Here is a 22,196-nt window from a genome sequence, read left to right as displayed (position 1 = left end):
ACCTTCCTGGGAACAGCGCTCCCACCCTGCCGGTTGGACCCGGTATGAGCACCGCCACCGTGGAGCTGGCCGCGTTCCTGCGGACCCGGCGGGAACGCCTGGACCCGCGTGACTTCGACCTGCCCGTGCGCCGGTCGCGGCGGACGCCGGGCCTGCGCCGCGAAGAGGTCGCCGAACTGGCCGGGGTCAGCGTCGACTACGTCGTGCGGCTGGAGCAGGCACGGGGGTTGCGGCCGTCGGCGGCCGTGGTGGAAGCGCTGTCGGGGGCGTTGCGCCTGACCGCCGAGGAGCGCGCCTACTTCTTCGACCTGACCCGGCAGCGCCCCCGCGGCACCGGCGAGCCCGCCACCACGGCGGTGCCGTCGCTCGCGCGCCTGGTCGAGGACCTGTCCCCGCTGCCCGCGATGCTGCTGAACCACCGCTTCGACATCCTCGCCTGGAACGGCGAGATGGCGCGGCTGCTGCTGGACTTCGGCACCCTGCCGCCGGCACAGCGGAACGCGATGTGGCTGTGCCTGCTGCACCCGGAGATCCGCGAGTACTACGTCGACCGCGAACGCGTCGTGCGCGAAGGGATCGCCCACCTGCGCGCCGCGTGGGCCGCGCACCCGGACGACCCGGTGCTGACCGCGCTCATCGCCGAATGCACCAGCGGCAACGCGGAGTTCGCGCGACTGTGGGCCGAACGGGACGTCCGGGGCACCGGCGGCGGGAGCAAGGTGCTGCGCCACCCCGCTGCCGGGGTGATCGCCGTGGACTTCGAGGTCCTCGTGCCGCTGCGGGACACCGGCCAGCGGCTGATGATCGGCCGTCCCGCGGACGACGAGAGCCGGGAAGCGCTCGCCGCCCGCGCGTAGCTCAGGAGTTGCGGGGGAAGCCCAGGTTGACCCCGGCGTGCGAGCGGTCCGGCCACCGCGACGTCACGACCTTCGTCCGGGTGAAGAAGTGGAAGCCTTCCGGCCCGTACGCGTGGCTGTCGCCGAACAGCGAGTCCTTCCAGCCGCCGAAGGAGTAGTAGCCGACCGGGACCGGGATCGGCACGTTGACGCCGACCATGCCGACCTCGACCTCGTTCTGGAACTTCCGCGCGGCCGCGCCGTCGCCGGTGAAGATCGCCGTGCCGTTGCCGTAGGGGTTCGCGTTGATCAGGTCCAGCGCGTCGTCGTAGGAAGCCGCGCGCGCCACCGAAAGCACCGGGCCGAAGATCTCGTCGGTGTAGATCGACATTTCCGGGCGGACGTGGTCGAACAGCGTCGGGCCCAGCCAGAAGCCGTCGCCGGGCACCTCGATGCCCCGGCCGTCCACGACCAGCGCCGCGCCCGACGCCACGCCGGCGTCCACATAGGACGCCACGCGCTCGTGGTGCGCCTTGGTGACCAGCGGCCCCATCTCGGACTCGGGGTCGCGGCCGTCGCCGACGCGCAGCCGCGCCATCCGCTCGGCGATCTTCGCGACCAGTTCGTCGCCGATCGGGTCGACCGCGACGACCACCGACACCGCCATGCAGCGCTCGCCCGCGGAGCCGAACCCGGCCGACACCGCGGCGTCGGCGGCCAGGTCGAGGTCGGCGTCGGGCAGCACGACCATGTGGTTCTTGGCCCCGCCGAGCGCCTGGACGCGCTTGCCGTGCCGGGTGCCGGTTTCGTAGACGTAGCGGGCGATCGGCGTCGACCCGACGAAGGAGATCGCCTTGACGTCGGCGTGCTCCAGCAGGCCGTCGACCGCGGCCTTGTCGCCGTGCAGCACGTTGAGCGCGCCCGCGGGCAGCCCGGCTTCGGCGAACAGCTCGGCGATGAACACCGCCGCCGACGGGTCCTTCTCACTCGGCTTGAGCACGACGGTGTTGCCGCAGGCCAGCGCGTTCGGGACGAACCACAGCGGCACCATGGCCGGGAAGTTGAACGGCGAGATCACGCCGACCACGCCGAGCGGCTGGGCGATCGAGTAGACGTCGACGCCGGTGGAGGCGTTCTCGCTGAAGCCGCCCTTGAGCAGCTGGGCGGCGCCGCACGCGTACTCGACGTTCTCGATCGCGCGGGCGATCTCCCCCGCCGCGTCCGACTCGACCTTGCCGTGCTCGCTCGTGATGATCTTCGCCAGATCGTGCTTGCGGGCCGACAGCAGCTCGCGGAAGGCGAACAGCACCCGCGTCCGCCCGGCCAGCGACGTCCCGCGCCAGCCCGGCAGCGCCGCCTTGGCCGCGGCGACGGCGGCCTCGACCTCGGCGTCGCCCGCGAAGTCGACCTGCGCGCGGACCTGGCCGGTGGCGGGGTCGAACACGTCGCCGGTGCGCGCGGGGGTCGCGGTGAACGGCTTGCCGTCGATCCAGTGGCTGATGCGGTCGCTCACGGCGGTGCGCTCCTTCGCTCGGGGGACGTCCACCCGAGTCTCCGGGCGGGCGCCACGCGGGCACCATCGGCAACGTGTACGCCAGTTGCCCCTCGGCCGTACAGTCTGTCCCTGCCGATCATCCCGAGGAGCCATGTACCCCACCGTCGCCGAGGCGCTCGCCCTGCCGGTGCTGCGCCAGGGCCGCCCGCACGTCGTCGCCGGCGCGGCCGGGCTCGACGCGCCGGTGCGCTGGGCGCACGTCGCCGAGGTCGCCGACATCGCGCACCTGCTGCGCGGCGGCGAGCTGGTGCTGACCACCGGGGTCGCGCTGCCCGACGACGGCCCGGCGCTGGCCCGCTACGTCGCCGACCTGGCCGGGGTCGGCGCCGCCGGCGTCGTGATCGAACTGGTCCGGCACTGGAGCGACAAGCTGCCCGCCGCGCTGGTCGAGGCGGCCGAGGAACACGGGCTGCCGCTGGTCACGCTCTCGCGCGAGACGCGGTTCGTGAGCGTCACCGAGGCGGTCAACGGCCAGATCGTCGACGCCCAGGTCGCCGAGCTGCGCGCCGCCGAGCGCGTCCACGAAACGTTCACCGCGCTGACGGTCGCGGGCGCCGAACCCGGCGTCGTGCTGGGCGAGGTCGCCCGGCTCACCGAGCAGCCGGTGGTGCTGGAGACGCTGTCGCACGAGGTGCTCGCCTACGACGCGGCCGGCACGGACCCGGCCGAGCTGCTCGCCGGCTGGCCGTCGCGCTCGCGGGTGGTCCAGGTCGGCGAGCGGACCGGCTACCACCCGGGTTCGGGCTGGCTGGTCACCGTCGTCGGCGCGCGCGGGCACGACTGGGGCCGGCTGGTGCTCGTCTGCGCCGACCAGCCGCCGCACCGCCACCGGGTGGTCACCGAGCGGGCCGCGTCCGCGCTGGCCGTGCACCGGCTGGTCGCCAAGGACTCCGACGGTCTCGAGCGGCAGGCCCACCGCGCGGTGCTCACCGAACTGCTCGCCTCGCCCGCGCCGTCCTCGGAGCTGCTCGCGCGGGCCTCGGCGCTCGCCGTGCCGCTGACCGGGCGGCAGCTGGTCGGGCTGGCGGTCCGGCCGCGGCTGGCCGGCCACCGCCCCGCGCTGTCGACGCCGCCGGTGCTGCGCGAGCTGGCCGAGGCGACGGTGCTGGCGGCGCGCCGCGCGAAGGTGTCGGCGCTGGTCGCCACCGACGACCTCGGGGTGCGGGCGCTGCTCGCGCTGTCGCGGGAGGCGAACGCCGACGCCGTGCTGCAGCGGCTCGCCACCGACGTCCACGAGGCCCGGGGCAGCGCGCCGGGCGTGCTCGCGGTCGGCACGACGGTGTCGTCCCCCGCCGAAGCGCGCCGCACGCTGCAGGAGGCCGCGCACGTCGCGGCGGCCGCGCTGGGTTCGGGCGACGAGCGCGTCCTGCACCGGCTGTCCGACGTCCGCCTGCGCGGCCTGCTGCACCTGCTGGCGGGCGACGAGCGGGTGACGGCGTTCGCGCACCGGGAGCTGGGCCCGCTGCTGCAACGCGACGCGGCTTCGGGCAGCCGGCTCGTCCAGGCCCTGCGGCACTACTGCGAGCAGGGCGGCAACAAGTCGGCGGCGGCGGCCGCCGCGCACACCTCCCGGACGGCGTACTACCAGCAGCTCGCGCGGATCGAGCAGGTCCTCGGCGTCCGACTGGAAGACCCGGAGTCGATGCTCTCGCTCTACGTCGCCTTGCTGGCGTCGGACCTCACCCGTCCGAGCGAGGAAGACTCACCCGGACGTGGAGCACAGTGATCGACCCCGGGCTGCCGATGACACCGATATGGCCCTACTCCCCTTCGCTGCCTGCCTGATGAGCTTGAGCTGCCTCGCGCCCGCGCAGCCGCCGGCGTCGACGCTGCAGCTGACCACCCACGACACCGCGAACCGGATCGGCTCGGTGGTGCTCACGTGCGACCCGACCGGCGGCACGCACCCGAAGCGCGACAAGGCGTGCCAGGTGCTCTCCGGCGTGAACGGCGACTTCTCGCGGATCAACGCGCGCCACCAGGCGTGCACGCTGATCTACGCCCCGGTCGACGTCACGGTGGTCGGCTCCTGGCGCGGCAAGCCGGTGTCGTTCCGCGCGACGTACCCGAACCGCTGCGCCGCCGACCGCGACTCGGACGACGTTTTCGCCTTCTGAGCAGCGCGCGGAAGCCGCCGGACCGCCCCCACGACGGCCCGGTGGCTCCCGCGCACGTCGTCAAACACGCCTGACCGCCCGGTCCGGTTCAGCCGCAGCGGCCGAGAGGTACGTCACGTGCCGAGGCGCGCGCGAGGTTCCAGGCGGGCCAGCCGTCCACGGCGTCGCCGGTCAGCACCTGCCGCAGCACGCAGGTGCGCAACGGTTCCGGCAGCCGCGCCTCGACCACCGGCACGACGTCGGCGGAGAACCCGGCCAGGTACCGGTGGTCCAGCGGCTTCCCGGCGGCGGCCCGATCGAGGTTGGCCCCGGCGATGAGCCGTTCCGGATCGAGCACGGCGAGCACGAGCAGCGCGACGGCGGCGGTCCCGATCGCGGCGCGCGGCAGCCACGACGAGCGCAGCCGGACCAGCGAAATCAGCACCAGGACGAAGACCGCGCCGAACCAGAGTTCGCAGACCTCGACCAGCAGCCGCAGCACGGTGAAGCCGTACGCCTCCTGGTAGGTCCCCATCCGGCTGAGCGCGGAGCCGACGAGCACGAGGCTCAAGGCGCTCAGCGCACCGAGCAGCACGCGCTGCCGGAGCCGATCGGCCTTCGTCGTGTTCGGCGCCCAGCGCAGGGCGGCGGAGACGATGGCGAGCGTGAGGACGGTGACGGCGCAGAGCTGCCAGAAGCCGCTCCGGGCGTACTCCGCCGACGTCAGGCCGCTGGTGCGCAGGACGTATCCGGTGCCGCCGAAGAGCACGACCAGCCGGACGGCGACGAAGACGCTGAACAGCACGATGAGGACGACGAGCGGGACTGTCCATTCCAGACCGTATTTGGTCCTCTTCGGACTTTCTCGTTCCGCTTCCGGTGCCGGCGCGGCCAAGAAGTAACTCGCTCCGGCGACGAGCAGCGCGACGACGGCGAAGACCACGCACCACCGCACGAGGACAGCGGGACTGAGATCGGGGACCACGGCGCTGACGACGGCGGCGAAGGCGGCGTCGGCACTGGCGAGCAGCGGCACGAAGACGGCCACGAGCACGGCGGCCCCGAGCACGGCGAGCGCGATCCGCCGGGCGACGCCGTCCCGCCGCGCGGCGAAGCGCCCGAGCCCCCGGCCGGCCCACGGAACGGCGCGGAGGGCTTCGAACGGGAGGGCGACCATGTCGTAGAGGACACTGTGGACGGTCCGCGGCCCGACAACGGCCAGCGACCCGGCCACGACGGCGGCGGGCACGCAGAGGGCGAAGAGCCAGCCGGAGGCCCGGAAGGTGCCCACGCCGAGGAGGGCGAGCCCGAGGACGGCCCAGCCCACACTGGCTGCGGTGAAGCGATCCCGGTTGGCGACGGTCACGGCGACGGCTACGGCTAGTCCGGCGAGCAGCCAGCCGATCCCGGGGCGGTCCACGGGGAGCATGAGCGCTCCGGCGACTCCGGCGATGGCGGCAGCGGGGAGGACGGCTGGGGGCAGCGGGACGGTCGCGGACTTCGGCGGTGGGAGCTGGCGGAGGAGCACGGGCGGAGCCGCGACCGCTACGCCGCCGGTCGCACCGCCGGTGCCACTGCTTGCCGCGCGGTAGCCCGCGTCGCCGCGCATCGCAGAAGCCGAGCCAGGCCTGCCACCCGCTGCACTCGCACCGACACCGCCACCAACAGGTCCCGCCGCGCCGGCACTGCCCGCCGCCTCACCACCACCGGCCACGGGCCCTGCCGCTCCGGCACCATCTGCTGCCCGAGCACCACCGCCCCCTGACCCCGCCTCGCCGACCCCACTCGTCGTCCGAGCACCGCCGACCCCGGGCCCCGCCTCGCCGATACCGCCGTCCACGGGCCCCGCCGCGTCGGTGCCGTTGGGCCACCCGCCCGCCACGCCAGCCCCTCCGCCGACCGCGGGCCCCGCCGCGTCAGTCCCACCGGCTCGCCCGCCTGCCGCACCCGCCCCTCCGCCGTCCGCGATCGTCTGCCGCTTGCCCCGCGGCACCCCTCGCCCGTCACCAGGTTTCCCCGGCCCACCCATGCTGCTCTTCGGCATCCCACCCACTCCTCACGTTCACGTTTGCAAATTCCCCCGGCCAGAGTCCCCCCAAGGTCGCGAGTGAGTCATTCGCGGCAGCCGCGGGCCCCCGAGGTCAGCCCACCGGCAACGTCACCCGGATCCGGCTGCCGGTCCCCGGCGCCGGATCCACCACCCCGATCGTCCCCCCGTGCAGCTCCACCGCCCACCGCGCGATCGCCAGCCCGAGCCCCGTCCCCCCGCCGGTAGACCGCTCCCCCCGGGTGAACCGCTCGAACACCCGCACCCGATCGGCAGGCGCGATCCCCGGCCCCTCGTCGCACACGTCGATGCGCACCTCGTCCCCCCGGACCTCGGCCAGCACCTGCACCGACCCGCCCGCCGGGCCGTGGCGGACCGCGTTCTCCAGCAGGTTCGCCACCACCTGGAACAGCCGCCCGCGGTCCGCGGTCACCAGCACGTCCGGCGCCGACACCGAAAACCGCACCCCGCGGACCAGCGCCGCCTCCGAGACCGCCTCGGAAAGCAGCTCCGACAGCGAAAACGACGTCCTGTGCAGCGGGATCGCCCCCGCGTCCAGCCGCGACAGGTCGAGGAGCTCGTCCACCAGCGTCGCCAGGCGCTCGGTCTGCTGCAGCGCCGTCTTCAACGTCCCCGGGTCCGGCTCTTCGACGCCGTCGACCAGGTTCTCCAGCACCCCGTTCAACGCCGTGATCGGCGTCCGCAGCTCGTGGGACACGTTCGCGATCAGCTCGCGCCGCTGGCGGTCCGCGTCGCCGAGGTCGCCCGCCATCTGGTTGAACGCCGAAGCCAGCGAGCCCACCTCGTCGCGGGTCGTCGCCCTGATGCGGCGGGTGTAGTCGCCCTTGGCCATCGCCCGCGCGGCCGCCGTCATCTCGCGCAGCGGGCGCGTCATGCCGTGGGCCAGCAGCTGCGAGAGCACCAGCGCCAGCACCATCGCCGTGATCGTCGTCCTCGGCGGCAGCCAGCCGATCTGCCAGTTGAAGAACGCGAACGCGACCCCGCCGGACGCGACCATCAGGATCGCCAGCTTCAGCTTGATCGACCGGATCCGGTCCAGCGGCCGCGGCACGAGGTTCACGATCCCGCCTCCAGCGCGTACCCGACGCCGTGCACCGTGCGGATCAGGTCCGCTCCCAGCTTCCGCCGCAGCGCCTTGATGTGGCTGTCCACCGCGCGCGTCGCCGCGGACGTGCCGTGCACGTCCCAGTCCCACACCTCTGACAGCAGCCGTTCCCGCGGCTGCACCACCCGCGGCCGCCGCGCGAAGTGCACCAGCAGGTCGAACTCGATCGGCGTCAGCTGCGCCGCCACCCCCGCCCGCGCGACGCGCCGCTGATCGACGTCGATCTCGAGGTCGCCCAGCACGATCCGGGTCCCCGAAGGGCCGGCGGAAGACCGCTCCACCCGCCGCAGCAGCGCGTGCACCCGCGCGGTCAAGACCCGCATCGAGAACGGCTTCGTCAGGTAGTCGTCGGCGCCGACGCCGAGCCCGACCAGCATGTCCGTCTCGTCGGCGCGCGCGGTCAGCATGAGCACCGGCACCGGACGGCGCCCCTGGATCCGGCGGCAGACCTCCAGGCCGTCGAACCCCGGCAGCATCACGTCCAGCACGACGAGGTCCGGCTCCGCCGCGGCGTCGGCTTCGACCGCGGCCGGCCCGTCGTGGGCGACGTCCACACTGAACCCTTCGGCCCGCAGCCGGGCCGCGATCGACGCGGCGATCGTGAGGTCGTCCTCGACGACCAGCACCCGCCGCCCACCCAGTTCCATGGCCACGACCCTATGCACCCCCGGTGGAGACGGTCCGCGTGAAGTGTGGAGATCCTGTGGAGACGTTTCACCCGCTTTGCCGGTTCGTGACGGCGAGATGTGTGACGCAGGTCATGCACCCGGGAGCCCGTTCGCGCAATCGACAGACTGCACTCCAGGCCGTGGAAGAGTGAACACTCTGCCGTTGCCCCGGCGATGACCAGGCGCGCAGGATGCCGCAATGGCGCCGACACCCGCAGACCAGCGCGTGCACGACGACGGCCGGGTCGAGCTCGACACCGCCGCCGCCGGGTCTCTCGAAGGCAGCCGGTTCTTCAACGAGGAGCTGGCCCCCGTCCCCGTCGAAAAACGAACCTGGACCACTTACAACTACTTCGCGCTCTGGATGGGGATGGCGCACAACATCCCCAGTTACGCACTGGCCGCGTCGCTGATCGCCCTCGGCATGAACTGGGTGCAGGCGCTGCTCACGATCACCATCGGCAACCTGATCGTGCTCGCGCCGATGCTGCTCAACAGCCACGCCGGCACGAAGTACGGCATCCCGTTCCCGGTGTTCGCCCGCGCGTTCTACGGCCTGCGCGGCGCCAACCTCGCCGCGCTGCTGCGCGCGTTCATCGCATGCGGCTGGTTCGGCATCCAGACGTGGGTCGGCGGCGAAGCCATCTACGTCATCCTCGGGCGCCTGCTCGGCTCGTGGTGGCGCGACTCGCCGGTGATCGCCGGGCAGCACTGGACGCTGTGGCTGTCCTTCGTGGTCTTCTGGATCGGCCAGCTGCTCATCATCTGGCGCGGCATGGAGGCGGTCCGCCGGTTCGAGAACTGGACGGCTCCGCTGGTGTCCGTCGGCTTCCTGATCATGCTCGGATACGTGCTGGTCAAGGCGGGCGGGCTCGGCCCGATCCTGTCCGACGGCGGGAAGCTCGGCTGGGGACCGGACTTCTGGAAGGTGTTCGCGCCGTCGCTGATGGCGATGATCGCGTTCTGGTCGACGCTGTCGCTGAACATGCCGGACTTCACGCGGTTCGGCGGCAGCCAGCGCAAGCAGGTCCGCGGCCAGATCCTCGGCCTGCCCACCACGATGACGTTCATCGCGATCGTGGCCATCCTGACGACGTCGGGCGGGCACGTGCTCTACGGCGAGGACATCTGGGACCCGGCGCAGCTGGCCGACAAGTTCACCAGCCCGGTCGTGGTCGTCGTCGCGCTGGTCGCGCTGGTGCTGGCGACGATCTCGGCGAACCTGGCGGCCAACGTCGTCAGCCCGTCCTACGACTTCTCGAACGCGTTCCCGAAGAAGATCACGTTCGCGGTCGGCGGCGGCATCACCGGCGTCATCGGCGTCCTGATCCAGCCGTGGCGGCTCTACTCCGACCCGAACATCTACATCTTCGCGTGGCTCGGCTTCTACGGCGGCCTGCTCGGCGCGGTCGCCGGGGTGCTCGTCGCGGGCTACTGGGTGATCGCGCGCACCAAGCTCAAGCTGAAGGACCTCTACACACCCGATGGGGTGTATTGGTTCAGCGGCGGCTGGAACTGGCGCGCGCTGGTCGCGACGCTGGTCGGAGCCGTGCTGGCGGTCGGCGGCGCCTATGGCGGCCCCTTCCCCGACGGCGGTCTGATCCCGTTCCTCAAGCCCCTTTACGACTACAACTGGGTGGTCGGCTTCGTCGGCGCGTTCGTCGTCTTCGCCGCCCTGTCCGTGTCCGCAACGCAGAAGGAGGAGTTCAGTGAGCGTCGTCCGAGCCGGATTGATCCAGCAGCGGTGGACGGGTGACAAGGAGTCCATGATCAAGGCGGCGGTCGACCACATCGCCACCGCCGCCTCGCAGGGCGCCCAGGTCGTCTGCCTGCAGGAACTGTTCTACGGGCCCTACTTCTGCCAGGTGCAGGACACCGAGTTCTACTCCTACACCGAGGGCATCCCGGACGGGCCGACGACCAAGCTCATGCAGGAGGTCGCCGAACGCCACGGCGTCGTGCTGATCGTGCCGATGTACGAGGTCGAGCAGCCCGGCGTCTACTACAACACCGCCGCGGTGATCGACGCCGACGGCACGTACCTCGGCAAGCACCGCAAGAACCACATCCCGCAGGTCAAGGGTTTCTGGGAGAAGTTCTACTTCCGGCCCGGCAACATGGGCTACCCGGTGTTCGACACCGCCGTGGGCCGCATCGGCGTCTACATCTGCTACGAGCGGCACTTCCCGGAGGGCTGGCGCGCGCTGGGCCTGGCCGGGGCGAAGATCGTGTTCAACCCGTCGGCGACCAGCCGCGGGCTGTCGCAGTACCTGTGGAAGCTGGAGCAGCCGGCGGCCGCGGTGGCCAACGAGTACTTCGTCGGCGCGATCAACCGCGTCGGCGTGGAACCCCTGGGCGACAACGACTTCTACGGCCAGACGTACTTCGCCGACCCGCGCGGGCAGCTGATCGGCGACGCCGCGTCCGACACCGACGACGAGGTCGTCATCCGCGACCTCGACATGACGCTGCTCGACGAGGTCCGGGACCTGTGGGCGTTCTACCGTGACCGCCGCCCGGACACCTACGGCCCCCTCACGGAGGCCTGATGACCACGCTCATCAAGGGCGGCCAGGTCGTTTCACCGTCGGGCGCGCTGCTCGCGGACGTCCTCGTCGACGGCGAGACCATCGCCGCCGTCGGGGCGCCCGGCACACTTTCCGGCGACGAGACGATCGACGCCACCGGCAAGTACGTGCTGCCCGGTGGCATCGACGCGCACACGCACATGGAGATGCCCTTCGGCGGGACGCACTCCGTCGACAGCTTCTCGACCGGCACCACGGCGGCGGCCTGGGGCGGCACGACGACGATCATCGACTTCGCCGTGCAGGCCAAGGGAACGTCGTTGCTGTCCACCTTGGACAAGTGGCACGCCAAAGCGGACGGCAACTGCGCGATCGACTACGGCTTCCACATGATCGTCAGCGACGTCAACGACCAGTCGCTGAAGGAGATGGAAGCCTGCGTCGACGGCGGCGTCGGCAGCTTCAAGATGTTCATGGCCTACCCGGGGGTGTTCTACTCCACGGACGGCGAAATCCTGCTGGCCATGCAGAAGGCGCGCGAGATCGGCGCCACGATCATGATGCACGCGGAGAACGGCATCGCGATCGACCAGCTGGCCGCGCAGGCGGTGGCGGCCGGGAACACCGACCCCGTCCAGCACGGTCTGACGCGTCCGCCGGAGCTGGAAGGCGAGGCGACGTCACGGGCGATCCAGCTCGCGAAGGTCACCGGTTCGCCGTTGTACATCGTGCACCTGTCGGCGTCGCAGGCACTCGCGGCGGTCGCGGAGGCACGCAACGACGGCCAGAACGTCTTCGCCGAGACGTGCCCGCAGTACCTCTACCTGTCCATCGAAGACTTGGCCAAGCCGGACTTCGAGGGCGCCAAGTACGTCGCTTCGCCGCCGCTGCGGGAGAAGTCGCACCAGGCCGACCTGTGGCGGGGCCTGCGGACGAACGACCTGTCCGTGGTGTCCACCGACCACTGCCCGTTCTGCTTCAAGGACCAGAAAGAGCTGGGGCGCGCGGACTTCCGGGCCATCCCGAACGGGATGCCGGGTGTCGAGCACCGGATGGACCTGCTGCACCAGGGTGTCGTCGCGGGCGAGCTGACGCTCGGGCGCTGGGTCGAGACGTGCTCGGCGACGCCGGCGCGGATGTTCGGGCTGTACCCGCGCAAGGGCGTCATCGCGGCGGGCTCGGACGCGGACATCGTGATCTACGACCCTTCGGCGACGCAGACCCTCTCGGCCGAGACGCACCACATGAACGTGGACTACTCGGCGTACGAAGGGTTCGAGATCACCGGTCGCGTGCACACCGTGCTCTCCCGCGGGCGCGTCGTCGTGTCGCCTTCCGGCTTCTCGGGGAGCACGTCGCACGGCAAGTTCCTGTCGCGCTCGCTGAACCAGTACCTGAACTGATAGACAGAGTGTGGCGAAGCCACTCCGCTGAGGGTGGTGGCGGGGAGGAAGGTGGAGATGGACTTCGGGATCGTGCTGCAGACGGACCCACCCGCACGGGACGTCGTGCGGCTCATGAAGGACGCCGAGGACGCCGGGTTCCGCTACGGCTGGACGTTCGACTCCTGCGTGCTGTGGCAGGAGCCGTTCGTCATCTACTCGGCGATCCTCGCGTCGACGTCGTCGCTGGTCGTGGGGCCGATGGTGACCAGCCCCGGCACGCGGGACTGGTCGGTGATGGCGTCGACGTTCGCCACGCTCAACGACATGTACGGCAACCGGACGGTCTGCGGCATCGGCCGCGGCGACTCCGCGCACCGGGTCGTCGGCAAGCCACCGTCCACTTTGGCCACCGTGCGCGACTGCATGCGCGTGGTCAAGGACCTCGCCGAAGGCCGCGCGGTGGAGATGAACGAGAAGACCGTGCAGATCCCGTGGATCCGCAACGGCAGGCTCGAGATGTGGATGGCCGGGTACGGGCCGAAGGCGCTGCAGACGGTCGGCGAGCACGCCGACGGCTTCATCCTGCAGTGCGCGGACCCGGCGATCGCGCGCTGGACGATCGGCGCGGTGCGCGACGCCGCGCGGGCGGCCGGCCGCGATCCCGGCGGCATCACGATCTGCGTCGCGGCCCCGGCGTACGTCGGGGACGACCTGCCGCACCAGCGCGAACAGCTGCGCTGGTTCGGCGGGATGGTCGGCAACCACGTCGCCGACCTGGTGGCCCGCTACGGGTCTTCGAGCGCGGTGCCTCGCGAGCTGACCGACTACATCCGCGAGCGGGAGGGCTACGACTACAGCCACCACGGCAAGGCGGGCAACCCGTCGACGGAGTTCGTCCCGGACGAGATCGTCGACCGGTTCTGCCTGCTGGGCCCCGCGCCGGCCCACGTCGAACGGCTGCAGGAGCTGGCCGAGCTGGGCGTGGACCAGTTCTCGCTGTACCTGATGCACGACGACCGCGAGGCGACGCTGGCGTCGTACGGCTCGCAGATCATCCCGAAGCTCACCGCGTAGGGCCCGCCCCACCCCGGTTCCGGGGGTGCGCACCAGCGCGCCCCCGGTCCCGGTGCCGGGACGATCGGGGCCATGAATTCTCCGAAACTCCGTGCTGCGCTGGCTCTGGGGGCCGTCGTGGGTGCGGTCGCCTTGAGTGCGCCCGCGGCCGCGGCGAGCCCCACCGGAATCGTCTGGGAATCCGCGTGCGCCGCCGGGTACCAATGCGGCCACCTCGACGTCCCACTGTCCTATCAGGACTCGTCGGCCGGCACCGCGTCGATCGCCGTCGGCCGGTTGCCCGCCACCGATCAGGCCCACAAGCTGGGCACGATCTTCTACAACCCCGGCGGCCCGGGTTCGTCCGGCCGTTTCGCACCCGCGTTGACGCCGTTCCTGCACGAGCGCTTCGACATCGTCGGGTTCGACCCGCGCGGCGTCGGCGCCAGCTCGAAGATCCACTGCTTCACCGATCCTTCGCAGCTCGAGGTCCTCCAGCGCGCGCTCGGCACGTTCCCGCTCACCCGGGCCGCCGAGCAGCAGCAGATCGCGGACACCCGCACGGTCACCGACCTCTGCGCGCAGAACGCGGGCCCGCTGGCCGACCACCTTTCCACCGGCACGATCGCGCGCGACCTGGACCGGCTGCGAGCGGCGTTCGGCGAGCCGAAACTGCGCTACTACGGGAAGTCGTACGGCACCTACCTCGGCGAGACGTACGCCAACCTGTTCCCCGGCCGGGTGGGTTCCCTGGCGCTCGACGCGGTCGACGACCCGGTGCGCTGGTCGACCGGCACCGGCCCGATGAGCTACCGGCTTCAGGGCTACGAAGACGGTCCACGCGCGCTGGAGTCCTTTTTGGACGCGTGTGCTTCCCGCTGCACGTTCGACTACGACGCGATCCTGGACCGGCTGGAGACGGGCCCGATCACGGTGACGGACACCGCGGGCAAGCAGGTCGCCGTCACCTACCAGAGCGCGATCGCCACGATCCACAACTACCTGACCGACGCCCAAGCGGCGCCGCAACTGGCCGCGTTCCTCCAGGCGCTGGCGGACCCGGCGTCGCGCGCCCCGGCGTCAGCGGGCGGCCCGCCGGACGTCGATTCCCTCCTGGGCGGCGGCGCGACGCTGTGCTCGGACGCGGCGAACCCGCGCGATCCGGCCGTGTGGTGGGACTACGCGCGGAAGGCCGACCGGGTGGGCCGCGGCTTCGGGCCGTACGACGTCTACAAGACGCTGCCCTGCGCCACCTGGGACGTCTCGGACACCGGCCGCTACACGGGTCCGTGGAACCGCCCGACGGCGCCGATCCTGCTGCTCGCCAACCGCCAGGGCGACCTCGAAACGCCGTACGCCGGGGCCCAGCGGACCGAGAAGCTGCTGGCCAACGCGCGCCTGCTGACCCTCGACACGTACGGGCACGGGTCGAGGGGCAAGAGCGCGTGCGTGGACGCGTCGCTCGACCGCTACTTCGCCGCCGGTTCGGTAACCGCGCGGGGCACGGTCTGCGCACCGGACCGGGGTCCGTTCGACAGGTAGGCCATCGCCGCTCCGGGGTCGCCGAGCCAGCCTTCGTAGTCGGCCGGGTTCTCGAAGAGGTGCGCGAACCGGTGCGCCACTTCGGGAACCCGCTGCGCGGTGTCCAATGTGGCCAGTACGTGCTCGGCCGGCGGGGCCAGGAGGTCGTTGTTGAAGCGCGTCGCGTGCCGGGCGTGCTGCCAGTAGCGGGCGAAGGCGTCGTGCATGAACGCCTCGTCGAACGGCCGGTCGGCACGCTCCACAATGGCCTCCTGGTACGCCCGCGCCGCGCGGGCGGCCATGTTGGCGCCCTGGCCGCCGACCGGGTCGTTGGTCACCGCGGTGTCGCCCATCGCGAGGACCTTCGCCCCGGACGGCAGGGTGCCCACCGGCTGCCGCACGACCGGCGTGATCCGGCCGTGCAGCAGATCCCCGGGCGCGGCCGGCCGGGCGTCGTCGAGCAGCGCGGCCTGCCAGGGGTAGTGCGCGCGCAGCAGCTTCCGCGCGGTCTCGTAGTGCTGCTCTACGTCGGTGACCTCGTTCCAGACGTCCATCGGCCCGCCGGGCACGCCGAAGAAGCCGATGCCGTGCACGGGCCCGTGCACCGACAGCACGGGCAGCAGGAAGAACTCACCGACCTGGGACATCCCGAAGGTCAGGCCGGGCACCGCGTCGAGTTCCCCGGCGACGTACATGATCCCGATCGCCCGCTGCGGTTCGCGGTACGGCGACCGCTCGTCGTCGCGCGGGAACAGCGCGTCGAACTGCGCACCACGTCCGGCCGCGACGATGAGCAACTCGAATTCGCGGGCGCACTCGTCCAGTTCGTCCGGGGTGACGCGGCGGATCCGGAGGTCGCCGCCGAGGCGTTCGAACTCCGCCATCCAGTCCGAGACCTTGACGCGCTGGTCGACCGACTGGGCGGGCCGGTCGAGCCCGACGCGCCAGGACATCGCGGGTTCGGTGCCCTCCCCCGCGGCCGCGAAGGCGACTTCCCGGATCGGCGGCGCGCCGGCGTCCCAGAAGTTGATGCCGAGTTCGCGTTCTCGCTGCAGGGCGGGGGCGAACAGGCACTGGTTGGAGACGAGCCGGCCGGCCCGCACTTCTTCCGCGGTGCGCTCGGCGAACACCGTGACGTCGTAGCCCCGTTGGCGCAGTCCGATGGCCAGGACCAATCCCGCTTGCCCCGCTCCGACGATGCCGATCCGCCGCATGGCCGTCCCTCGCCCTGGAAACCCTTGGCCCCCAACGTACTCGTCGCGGGGCGGGATTCCCTGCCCGATCGGGCGGTCAGCGGTACGCGTCCTGCTCGGCTTCCCGCCGGACGGCTCCGAGCGCGTCGCGCAGCTCGGCGAGCCCGACGGAACCGAGCGCCAGCCGGAGCGCCTGGGGCACGGCCGGCGTCGTCGCGAACGGTTCGGCGGTGGCGACCGCGACCCGCCGGCGTGCCAAGGCCGCCGCGATCCGGTCCGGGCGCGCAGCCGGGGCCAGCGGCAGCCACAGGAAGTACGACGAGGGGTGCGCGAGCACGGGCAGCCCGGCGAGCACCTCGGCGGCGATCGCCTGCCGTGCCCGCGCGTCTTCGCGCTTCTTGGTTTCCAGGCGGTCGACCGTGCCGTCGTCGAGCCAGCGGCGGGCGATCTCGGCGGTCAGCGCGGGCGTGTTCCACGTCGTGGCCCGGATCGCACGTTCGAGCGACGGCACGAGCGCGTCCGGCGCCACGACGAACCCGAACCGCAGCCCGGTCGAGACGTTCTTCGACAGCCCCGACACGTACACGGTGCTCTCGGGCGCGAGCGTCGCCAGCGGTGGTGGGGCGTCCTCGGCGAGGTAGGCGTAGGAAGCGTCCTCGATGATCGTCAGCCCGTGCGAGCGGGCGATCTCGACGAGCCGCGCGCGGCGGGCGTCGTCGAGCACCCAGCCCAGCGGGTTGTGCAGGGTCGGCATCGCGTAGACCGCGCGCACCCGGCGACGGCGGCACAGCAGCTCGAGGACGTCGAGATCGGGCCCGTCCGCGCCGGCCGGCAGCGGCGCCGGCTCCAGCCCGAGCGTGCGCGCGAGCACCCGGAACCCGGGGTAGGTGAGGGCATCGACGGCGACGACGTCCCCGGGCCGGAAGAGGGTCATGGCGGTGATCGCGAGGCCGTGCTGGGCCCCGTCGACGACGAGCACGCGCTCCCGCCCGACGTCGAGACCCCGCCGCCGCAGGTGCCGCGCGACGGCGGCGCGGTCGTGGGCGCGCCCGCGGTGGGGCTGGTAGCGCAGCAGCGCGTCGAGGTCGCCGGCGGTGGCGAGGTCGCGCAGCGCCTGGCGCAGCAGATCGGCTTGCCCGGGCACGGCGGGGTGGTTGAAGCTCAGATCGAGCGCGTCGGCGGCGACCGCCCGCTCGTCGGCCGCCTCCCCGGTGGCGGGATCACGGACGAAGGTGCCGCGCCCTTGCTCGCAGCTGACCAGCCCCATGGCTTCGAGCTCGGCGTAGACCCGCGAGGCGGTGACGACGGCGATCCCGTGGTCGGCGGCAAGCCGCCGGTGGGTGGGCAGCTTCGTCCCGGCGGGCAGTCCGCCACCCCGGATCTGCGCCGCGAGGGCGTCGACGACCCCCTTGTACTTCGGTACGCGCACGCTTCGGATTGTAGGCAGGACAATTCGTGGACTGTCCTGGATCGGTGGTTCTACGGTCGCCGCATGCACACCGCGATCCTGACTTTCGACGGCTACAACGAACTGGACTCCCTGATCGCCCTCGGCGTCCTCAACCGCGCGGGCTCGCGGGTGTCGATCGCGAGCCCGACGCCACGAGTGACGTCGATGAACGGCGTCACGATCGACGCGATGATCGACCTGCGGGAGGCTCGCGAGGCCGACGCGGTGATCATCGGGAGTGGTTCCCGGACGCGGGAAGTGGTGGAGGACCCGGCCATCATGTCGGTGCTGAGCGACCTCGACCCGTCCCGCCAACTGCTGGCGGCGCAGTGTTCGGGGACGCTGGTGCTGGCGAAGCTGAGGTTGCTGGGCGGAGTACCGGCGTGCACGGACCTCACGTCGAAGCCGTGGGTAGTCGCGGCGGGCGTCGAGGTGCTGGACCAGCCGTTCTTCGCCCGCGGCACCATAGCCACCGCGGGCGGCTGCCTGGCTTCGGCGTACCTGGCGTCGTGGGTGATCGCCCGCGTCCTCGGGGTGGCGGCCGCGGAGGAGGCGATGCACTACGTGGCGCCGGTCGGGGAGAAGGAGGAGTACGTGGCACGAGCCATGCGGAACGTGACGCCGTACTTGGAGCCTGCCTTGATGTGACTGTTCTTCCCCCTGCTGTAACAGAAGAAGCCGGGCCGCCGATCCAGTCAGAGCTCAGTACCCGCACAGAACGGCACCCGGTATGGACATCGCGGAGCGCGCGCAAGCGCTGGCCCTGAAGATCCGCAAGCACAAAGAAGGCATCGAAACCGAAGAGGCGACCAAGAACGCCTTCGTGATGCCGTTCATCAGCACCGTTCTCGGGTACGACGTGTTCAACCCGGCCGAGGTCATCCCCGAATTCACCGCCGACGTCGGGACCAAGCGTGGCGAGAAGATCGACTACGCGATCGTCCACAACGGCCAGGTGCAGGTCCTGGTCGAGGCCAAGAAGATCAACGATCCGCTGCGCATCGAGCACGCTTCCCAGCTCTTCCGCTACTTCGCCGTCACCAACGCGCGGATCGCGGTCCTGACCAACGGGCAGGTGTACGAGTTCTACACCGACCTCGACGCGCCGAACCGGATGGACGCCAAGCCGTTCCTCGTGCTGGACTTCGCCGACATCGACGACACCCTGCTGCCCGAGCTGGCCAAGCTCACCAAGGAGTCCTTCGACCTCGACTCGGTCATCAGCGCGGCCGGGGAACTCAAGTACATCGGCCAGCTGAAGCGCATCCTCGCGGCGCAGTTCAAGGAGCCCGAGGACGAGTGGGTGAAGTTCCTGACCACCCGGGTGTACGAGGGACCGTTCACCCAGCGGGTGCGCGAGCAGTTCGCTCCCCTGGTGAGCAAGGCGACCCGCCAGTTCCTCAACGAGCAGGTCAACGACCGGCTGAAGAACGCGCTCGGCGGGCCCGACTCCTACGTCAGCGTTTCGAGCGGCACCACCGCGCCGGCCGAGCAGCCGCAGCCCGAGCCGCTCGCGGACGCCGGTTCCGGCGAAGACAGCGAACGAGTGGTCACCACCGAGGAAGAGCTCGAGGGTTACCGGATCGTCCGCGCCATCGTCTGCGCCGAGGTGCCCGCCTCCCGGATCGCCGCGCGCGACACGCAGACCTACTTCGGGGTGCTCCTGGACGACAACAACCGCAAGCCGATCGCGCGGTTGTGGTTCAACCGGTCGAAGAAGTACCTCGGCGTGTTCGACGAAAACAAGGTGGAGACCCGGCTGCCGATCGCCGCGGTCGAGGACATCTACCAGCACGCCGGCCACCTGCGGAGCACGGTGGCGAGGTATCTCGCCGCCGGGCGTCCGCCGGTGGCCGCCGAGCCGGTTCAGTCCACCAGCGCCTGGTAAACCAGCTGCCGCAACTGCGGTCGCAGCCGGTAAGTGCTCGATGGCAACAGCTGCGTGTAGAACCCGACCGTCAGATCCTCATCCGGATCCACCCAGAACGCCGTCGAAGCCGCCCCGCCCCAAGCGAACTCCCCCGCCGACGACAACGTCCGGGCCTTCACCGGGTCCTCCAGCACCGAGAACCCCAGCCCGAAGCCGTGGCCGTCGAACGGCATCTCCGCGAACAGCGGGCGCCCGAACGCCTCCAAGTCCACCCGCCCCGGCAGGTGGTTCGAAGCCATCAGCGACACCGTCCGCGGGGACAGCAGCCGAACTCCGTCGAGTTCGCCGCCGCGCAGCAGCATCTCCGTGAAACGCCAGTAATCGCCCGCTGACGACACCAGGCCGCCACCGCCGGACAGGCAGTCCGGGCGGGACGTGCCCGCGCGGCCGAACGCGTCGTTGCGGACCGCGCGGCCCGATGCCGGGTCGCGCACGTACATCGCGGCCAGCCGCGGCAGGGAAGGAGCCACGAACGCCGTGTCCGTCATGCCCAGCGGCGTGAAGATCCGCGACGAGAAGAACTCGTCCAGTGGCAGGCCCGACACCACTTCGACCAAGCGCCCGAGCACGTCGGACGCGATCGAGTAGTTCCACTCCGCGCCCGGCTGGAACACCAGCGGCAGCTTCGCCCACTGCTCGCAGCACGCCGCCAGGTCGAGGCCCGGCGGGGTGCTCCACTCGAAGCCCGCCGCCCGGTAGATCGCGTCCACCGGGTGGCCGTGGTGGAATCCGTACGTCAGGCCCGCCGTGTGCGTCAGCAGGTGCCACACCCGGATCGGCGACGTCGCCGGCTCGGTGAGCGGCGACAGCGCCGACCCCTTGACGAACACGCGTGGCGAAGCGAACTCGGGCAACCAGCGTGAAATCGGGTCGTCCAGCTCCAGCAAGCCCTCTTCGGCCAGCATCATCGCCGCCACCGAGGTGATCGGCTTGGTCATCGAGAAGATGCGCCAGAGCGTGTCGGTCTCGACTGGGAGGTCCGCTTCGACGTCGCGGTGCCCGCCGCTGCCGACGTGGACGATGCGGCCGTGCCTGCTCACCACCGCGAGCCAGCCCGGTAACCGCCCGTCCTCGACGTACCGGTCGAAGTGCGCGTCGAGCCTCGTCAGCCGGTCCGCGTCGAACCCGGCTTCGGCCGGGTCGACTTCCACCTTGAGTTCTGCCATGCCGCGAGGCTACTTCTCGCGCGCCCGTTCGGCCGCTTTCTCTTCGCGCCAGGCTTCGTCGTTCTTGCCCACGCGCCAGTAGCCCGAGATCGACAGCAGCTCGCGCCGCACCCCGCGCTCGTCGAGCAGGTACCGCCGCAGGTCCCGCACGAAGCCCGCCTCGCCGTGCACGAACGCCTGCACGACGCCGTCGCGCCACGGCAGCTCGCGCACCGCCGCGGCGACGTCGCCGCCGGAAGCCCGGTGCAGCCAGGTGATCTGCACGTCCCCCTTGGTGGCCAGCGGCTGCTCCTCGGCCGCGTTCTCGACGAGGATCACCGCGTGCGCCGGGGCCCCGGCCGGGAGCGCTTCGAGCGACGCCGCGATGGCCGGCAACGCGCTTTCGTCCCCGGCCAGCAGGTGCCAGTCCGCCTCGGTGCCCGGCGCGTAGGCGCCGCCGGGACCGGAAAGCAGCAGCTCGTCGCCCGGCTGGGCGGCGGCCGCCCACGGGCCGGCGATGCCCTCGTCGCCGTGGTGGACGAAGTCGATGACCAGCTCGCCGGCCTGCGGGTCGAACGCCCGGACGGTGTAGGAACGCTGCCGCGGCCAGTGTTCCCGCGGCAGCGTCGCGCGGCACTCCTGGACGTCGAACGGCTCCGGGTACTCGACGCCGGGCACCTTGAACAGCACCTTCACGTAGGCGTCGGTGAATTCGTTCGGCGTGAAGGCGGCGATGCCGTCACCGCCCGCGACGATCCGGATCATGTGCGGCGTCAGCCGCTCGGTGCGCAGGACCCGCAGGCGCACCGCGGGACGCCCGGACCGCCGGGGTGCTTCAGCCATCGACCACTCCAATACTAAGGCTTACCTAAGTCAGCCTACGCGCCGGATCGGGCCCGTGCCTACCCAGGTGTGCTCAGTTCTTCGAGCAGCCGCGCGAACCCGGCGGCGGTCCGCGCCCGGAACCCGACGAAGAACCGGTTCGCCAGCGGCACGCCCCACCGCCCGCGCGAAGCCGCGTTGACCACCCGGTGCTCGACGCGGGCGCCGGCCGGATCCGGCGTGACGCGGTACTCCCCGCGGTACCACCAGCCGCCCTGGACCGCGACGAACCCGCGTTCGCGGTCGACGTCCATCCGCATCGGGTGGCCGCCGCCGCTCAGCAGGCCCCGCAACCGGTCGAACACCTCCCCGGGTGGCCGCGCGACGACCCCCGAAGCCTCCGCAAGCGCTTTCACGAGCGAGGATCCGAAACGCGCGTGTTCTGGAACGCCGTGATCAGCCACTCGCCGTCTTCGCGGACGAGCACGAAGGTGACCGTCGATTCACGGCCTTCGTCCGTCGTGTCCGAACCGGTCACCGACGAGCCGCCACCCACGACGGCGACGGCGACGTCCGGGCGGACGAACCGCACCTTCGCCGCCGCGTCGGGCCGCCCGGTCAGCTTGATCCCCTTGAGCGGTCCTTCGAAGAGCGCGCGGTGCGAGCTCTCGATCCCGGCGCGGCCGGCGAAGTTCGCCCCGAAGAACGTCACGTAGTCGGCGTCTTCGGTGAAGAGCCGCCCGTACGCGGTCGCGTCCCCGTCGTTCCAGGCCTGCGTGAGCTTGCCGAGCACGGCGCGGACGTCGGCTTCGGCGGTGGTCGTGGTCATGGGATCCCCTTC

Annotated in this window: 20 protein-coding genes; 10 read left to right on the top strand and 10 right to left on the bottom strand. The window is 71.6% G+C overall.

Features of this window, described 5'->3' with window-relative positions; translation table 11 throughout:
• The first annotated feature begins 44 nt into the window (after positions 1-44).
• A complete protein-coding gene (locus ACLJQM_RS29515; protein ID WP_410633573.1) occupies positions 45-857 on the top strand; it encodes a helix-turn-helix transcriptional regulator in 813 nt (270 codons plus the stop codon).
• A gap of 1 nt (position 858) precedes the next feature.
• On the opposite strand, the gene ACLJQM_RS29510 is transcribed toward ACLJQM_RS29515, so the two are convergent.
• On the bottom strand, positions 859-2,349 hold the full coding sequence (locus ACLJQM_RS29510; protein WP_410633571.1) for a CoA-acylating methylmalonate-semialdehyde dehydrogenase: 1,491 nt from the start codon (positions 2,347-2,349) through the stop codon (positions 859-861).
• Between the two features lie 133 nt (positions 2,350-2,482).
• Here ACLJQM_RS29510 and ACLJQM_RS29505 point away from each other — a divergent pair, with 133 nt between their 5' ends.
• Positions 2,483-4,117 (top strand): PucR family transcriptional regulator, encoded by a 1,635-nt coding sequence (locus tag ACLJQM_RS29505; protein ID WP_360769665.1) that lies wholly within the window; start codon positions 2,483-2,485, stop codon positions 4,115-4,117.
• Positions 4,118-4,175: 58 nt separating this feature from the next.
• Positions 4,176-4,508, top strand: coding sequence for an SSI family serine proteinase inhibitor (locus tag ACLJQM_RS29500; protein ID WP_360769662.1), 333 nt, complete (start codon positions 4,176-4,178; stop codon positions 4,506-4,508).
• 88 nt (positions 4,509-4,596) lie between these two features.
• On the opposite strand, the gene ACLJQM_RS29495 is transcribed toward ACLJQM_RS29500, so the two are convergent.
• The 3 genes from ACLJQM_RS29495 to ACLJQM_RS29485 all read right to left on the bottom strand — a co-directional run bounded on the left by ACLJQM_RS29495 (position 4,597) and on the right by ACLJQM_RS29485 (position 8,286).
• On the bottom strand, positions 4,597-6,096 hold the full coding sequence (locus ACLJQM_RS29495) for a DUF4153 domain-containing protein (RefSeq protein ID WP_410633570.1): 1,500 nt from the start codon (positions 6,094-6,096) through the stop codon (positions 4,597-4,599).
• Between the two features lie 532 nt (positions 6,097-6,628).
• Positions 6,629-7,615 carry an ATP-binding protein gene (locus ACLJQM_RS29490; protein ID WP_360769654.1) on the bottom strand — a complete coding sequence of 329 codons (987 nt, stop codon included), beginning with the start codon at positions 7,613-7,615 and terminating at the stop codon, positions 6,629-6,631.
• On the bottom strand, positions 7,612-8,286 hold the full coding sequence (locus tag ACLJQM_RS29485) for a response regulator transcription factor (protein WP_360770362.1): 675 nt from the start codon (positions 8,284-8,286) through the stop codon (positions 7,612-7,614). The genes ACLJQM_RS29490 and ACLJQM_RS29485 overlap by 4 nt, the downstream gene beginning before the upstream one ends.
• A gap of 241 nt (positions 8,287-8,527) precedes the next feature.
• Here ACLJQM_RS29485 and ACLJQM_RS29480 point away from each other — a divergent pair, with 241 nt between their 5' ends.
• The 5 genes from ACLJQM_RS29480 (at position 8,528) to ACLJQM_RS29460 (ending at position 14,836) form a co-directional block, all read left to right on the top strand.
• Positions 8,528-10,084: an NCS1 family nucleobase:cation symporter-1 gene (locus tag ACLJQM_RS29480; protein ID WP_410633568.1), complete on the top strand. Its 1,557-nt coding sequence runs from the start codon at positions 8,528-8,530 to the stop codon at positions 10,082-10,084.
• A 10-nt stretch (positions 10,085-10,094) separates the two neighbouring features.
• Entirely contained in the window at positions 10,095-10,877 is a 783-nt protein-coding gene (locus ACLJQM_RS29475) for a nitrilase-related carbon-nitrogen hydrolase (protein WP_247025045.1), read from the top strand.
• Positions 10,877-12,259, top strand: coding sequence for a dihydropyrimidinase (hydA, locus tag ACLJQM_RS29470; protein ID WP_247020807.1), 1,383 nt, complete (start codon positions 10,877-10,879; stop codon positions 12,257-12,259). The genes ACLJQM_RS29475 and hydA overlap by 1 nt, the downstream gene beginning before the upstream one ends.
• Positions 12,260-12,316: 57 nt before the next feature.
• Complete coding sequence (locus tag ACLJQM_RS29465; RefSeq protein ID WP_410633566.1) at positions 12,317-13,315, top strand: TIGR03842 family LLM class F420-dependent oxidoreductase; 999 nt, start codon at positions 12,317-12,319, stop codon at positions 13,313-13,315.
• Between the two features lie 72 nt (positions 13,316-13,387).
• Positions 13,388-14,836: an alpha/beta hydrolase gene (locus tag ACLJQM_RS29460; protein ID WP_410633564.1), complete on the top strand. Its 1,449-nt coding sequence runs from the start codon at positions 13,388-13,390 to the stop codon at positions 14,834-14,836.
• Here the strand turns inward: ACLJQM_RS29460 and ACLJQM_RS29455 are convergent.
• Complete coding sequence (locus tag ACLJQM_RS29455; protein WP_410633563.1) at positions 14,764-16,029, bottom strand: styrene monooxygenase/indole monooxygenase family protein; 1,266 nt, start codon at positions 16,027-16,029, stop codon at positions 14,764-14,766. The two genes, ACLJQM_RS29460 and ACLJQM_RS29455, sit on opposite strands and share 73 nt — an antisense overlap.
• Positions 16,030-16,105: 76 nt before the next feature.
• Positions 16,106-17,437 (bottom strand): PLP-dependent aminotransferase family protein, encoded by a 1,332-nt coding sequence (locus tag ACLJQM_RS29450; RefSeq protein WP_410633562.1) that lies wholly within the window; start codon positions 17,435-17,437, stop codon positions 16,106-16,108.
• Between the two features lie 63 nt (positions 17,438-17,500).
• Here ACLJQM_RS29450 and ACLJQM_RS29445 point away from each other — a divergent pair, with 63 nt between their 5' ends.
• Entirely contained in the window at positions 17,501-18,106 is a 606-nt protein-coding gene (locus tag ACLJQM_RS29445) for a DJ-1/PfpI family protein (RefSeq protein ID WP_410633561.1), read from the top strand.
• Positions 18,107-18,188: 82 nt separating this feature from the next.
• Positions 18,189-19,346: a type I restriction endonuclease gene (locus tag ACLJQM_RS29440; RefSeq protein WP_410633560.1), complete on the top strand. Its 1,158-nt coding sequence runs from the start codon at positions 18,189-18,191 to the stop codon at positions 19,344-19,346.
• On the opposite strand, the gene ACLJQM_RS29435 is transcribed toward ACLJQM_RS29440, so the two are convergent.
• The 4 genes from ACLJQM_RS29435 to ACLJQM_RS29420 are packed head-to-tail and all read right to left on the bottom strand — an operon-like array spanning position 19,325 to position 22,184.
• Positions 19,325-20,554 carry a serine hydrolase domain-containing protein gene (locus tag ACLJQM_RS29435; RefSeq protein WP_410633558.1) on the bottom strand — a complete coding sequence of 410 codons (1,230 nt, stop codon included), beginning with the start codon at positions 20,552-20,554 and terminating at the stop codon, positions 19,325-19,327. The genes ACLJQM_RS29440 and ACLJQM_RS29435 overlap by 22 nt on opposite strands.
• A gap of 9 nt (positions 20,555-20,563) precedes the next feature.
• Positions 20,564-21,376 carry a siderophore-interacting protein gene (locus ACLJQM_RS29430; protein ID WP_410633557.1) on the bottom strand — a complete coding sequence of 271 codons (813 nt, stop codon included), beginning with the start codon at positions 21,374-21,376 and terminating at the stop codon, positions 20,564-20,566.
• 59 nt (positions 21,377-21,435) lie between these two features.
• Positions 21,436-21,771: a hypothetical protein gene (locus tag ACLJQM_RS29425; RefSeq protein WP_410633555.1), complete on the bottom strand. Its 336-nt coding sequence runs from the start codon at positions 21,769-21,771 to the stop codon at positions 21,436-21,438.
• The gene (locus ACLJQM_RS29420) at positions 21,768-22,184 is read right to left on the bottom strand and encodes an SgcJ/EcaC family oxidoreductase (protein ID WP_247020792.1); all 417 of its coding nucleotides are present in this window, start codon (positions 22,182-22,184) and stop codon (positions 21,768-21,770) included. The genes ACLJQM_RS29425 and ACLJQM_RS29420 overlap by 4 nt, the downstream gene beginning before the upstream one ends.
• Positions 22,185-22,196 lie beyond the last annotated feature (12 nt).

It is taken from the genome of Amycolatopsis sp. cmx-4-83 (assembly GCF_046548815.1).
Classification (GTDB): Bacteria; Actinomycetota; Actinomycetes; order Mycobacteriales; family Pseudonocardiaceae; genus Amycolatopsis; species Amycolatopsis pretoriensis_A.
The sequence above is the reverse complement of the archived record's forward strand: the minus strand, read 5'-3'. Positions and strand labels throughout refer to the sequence as shown.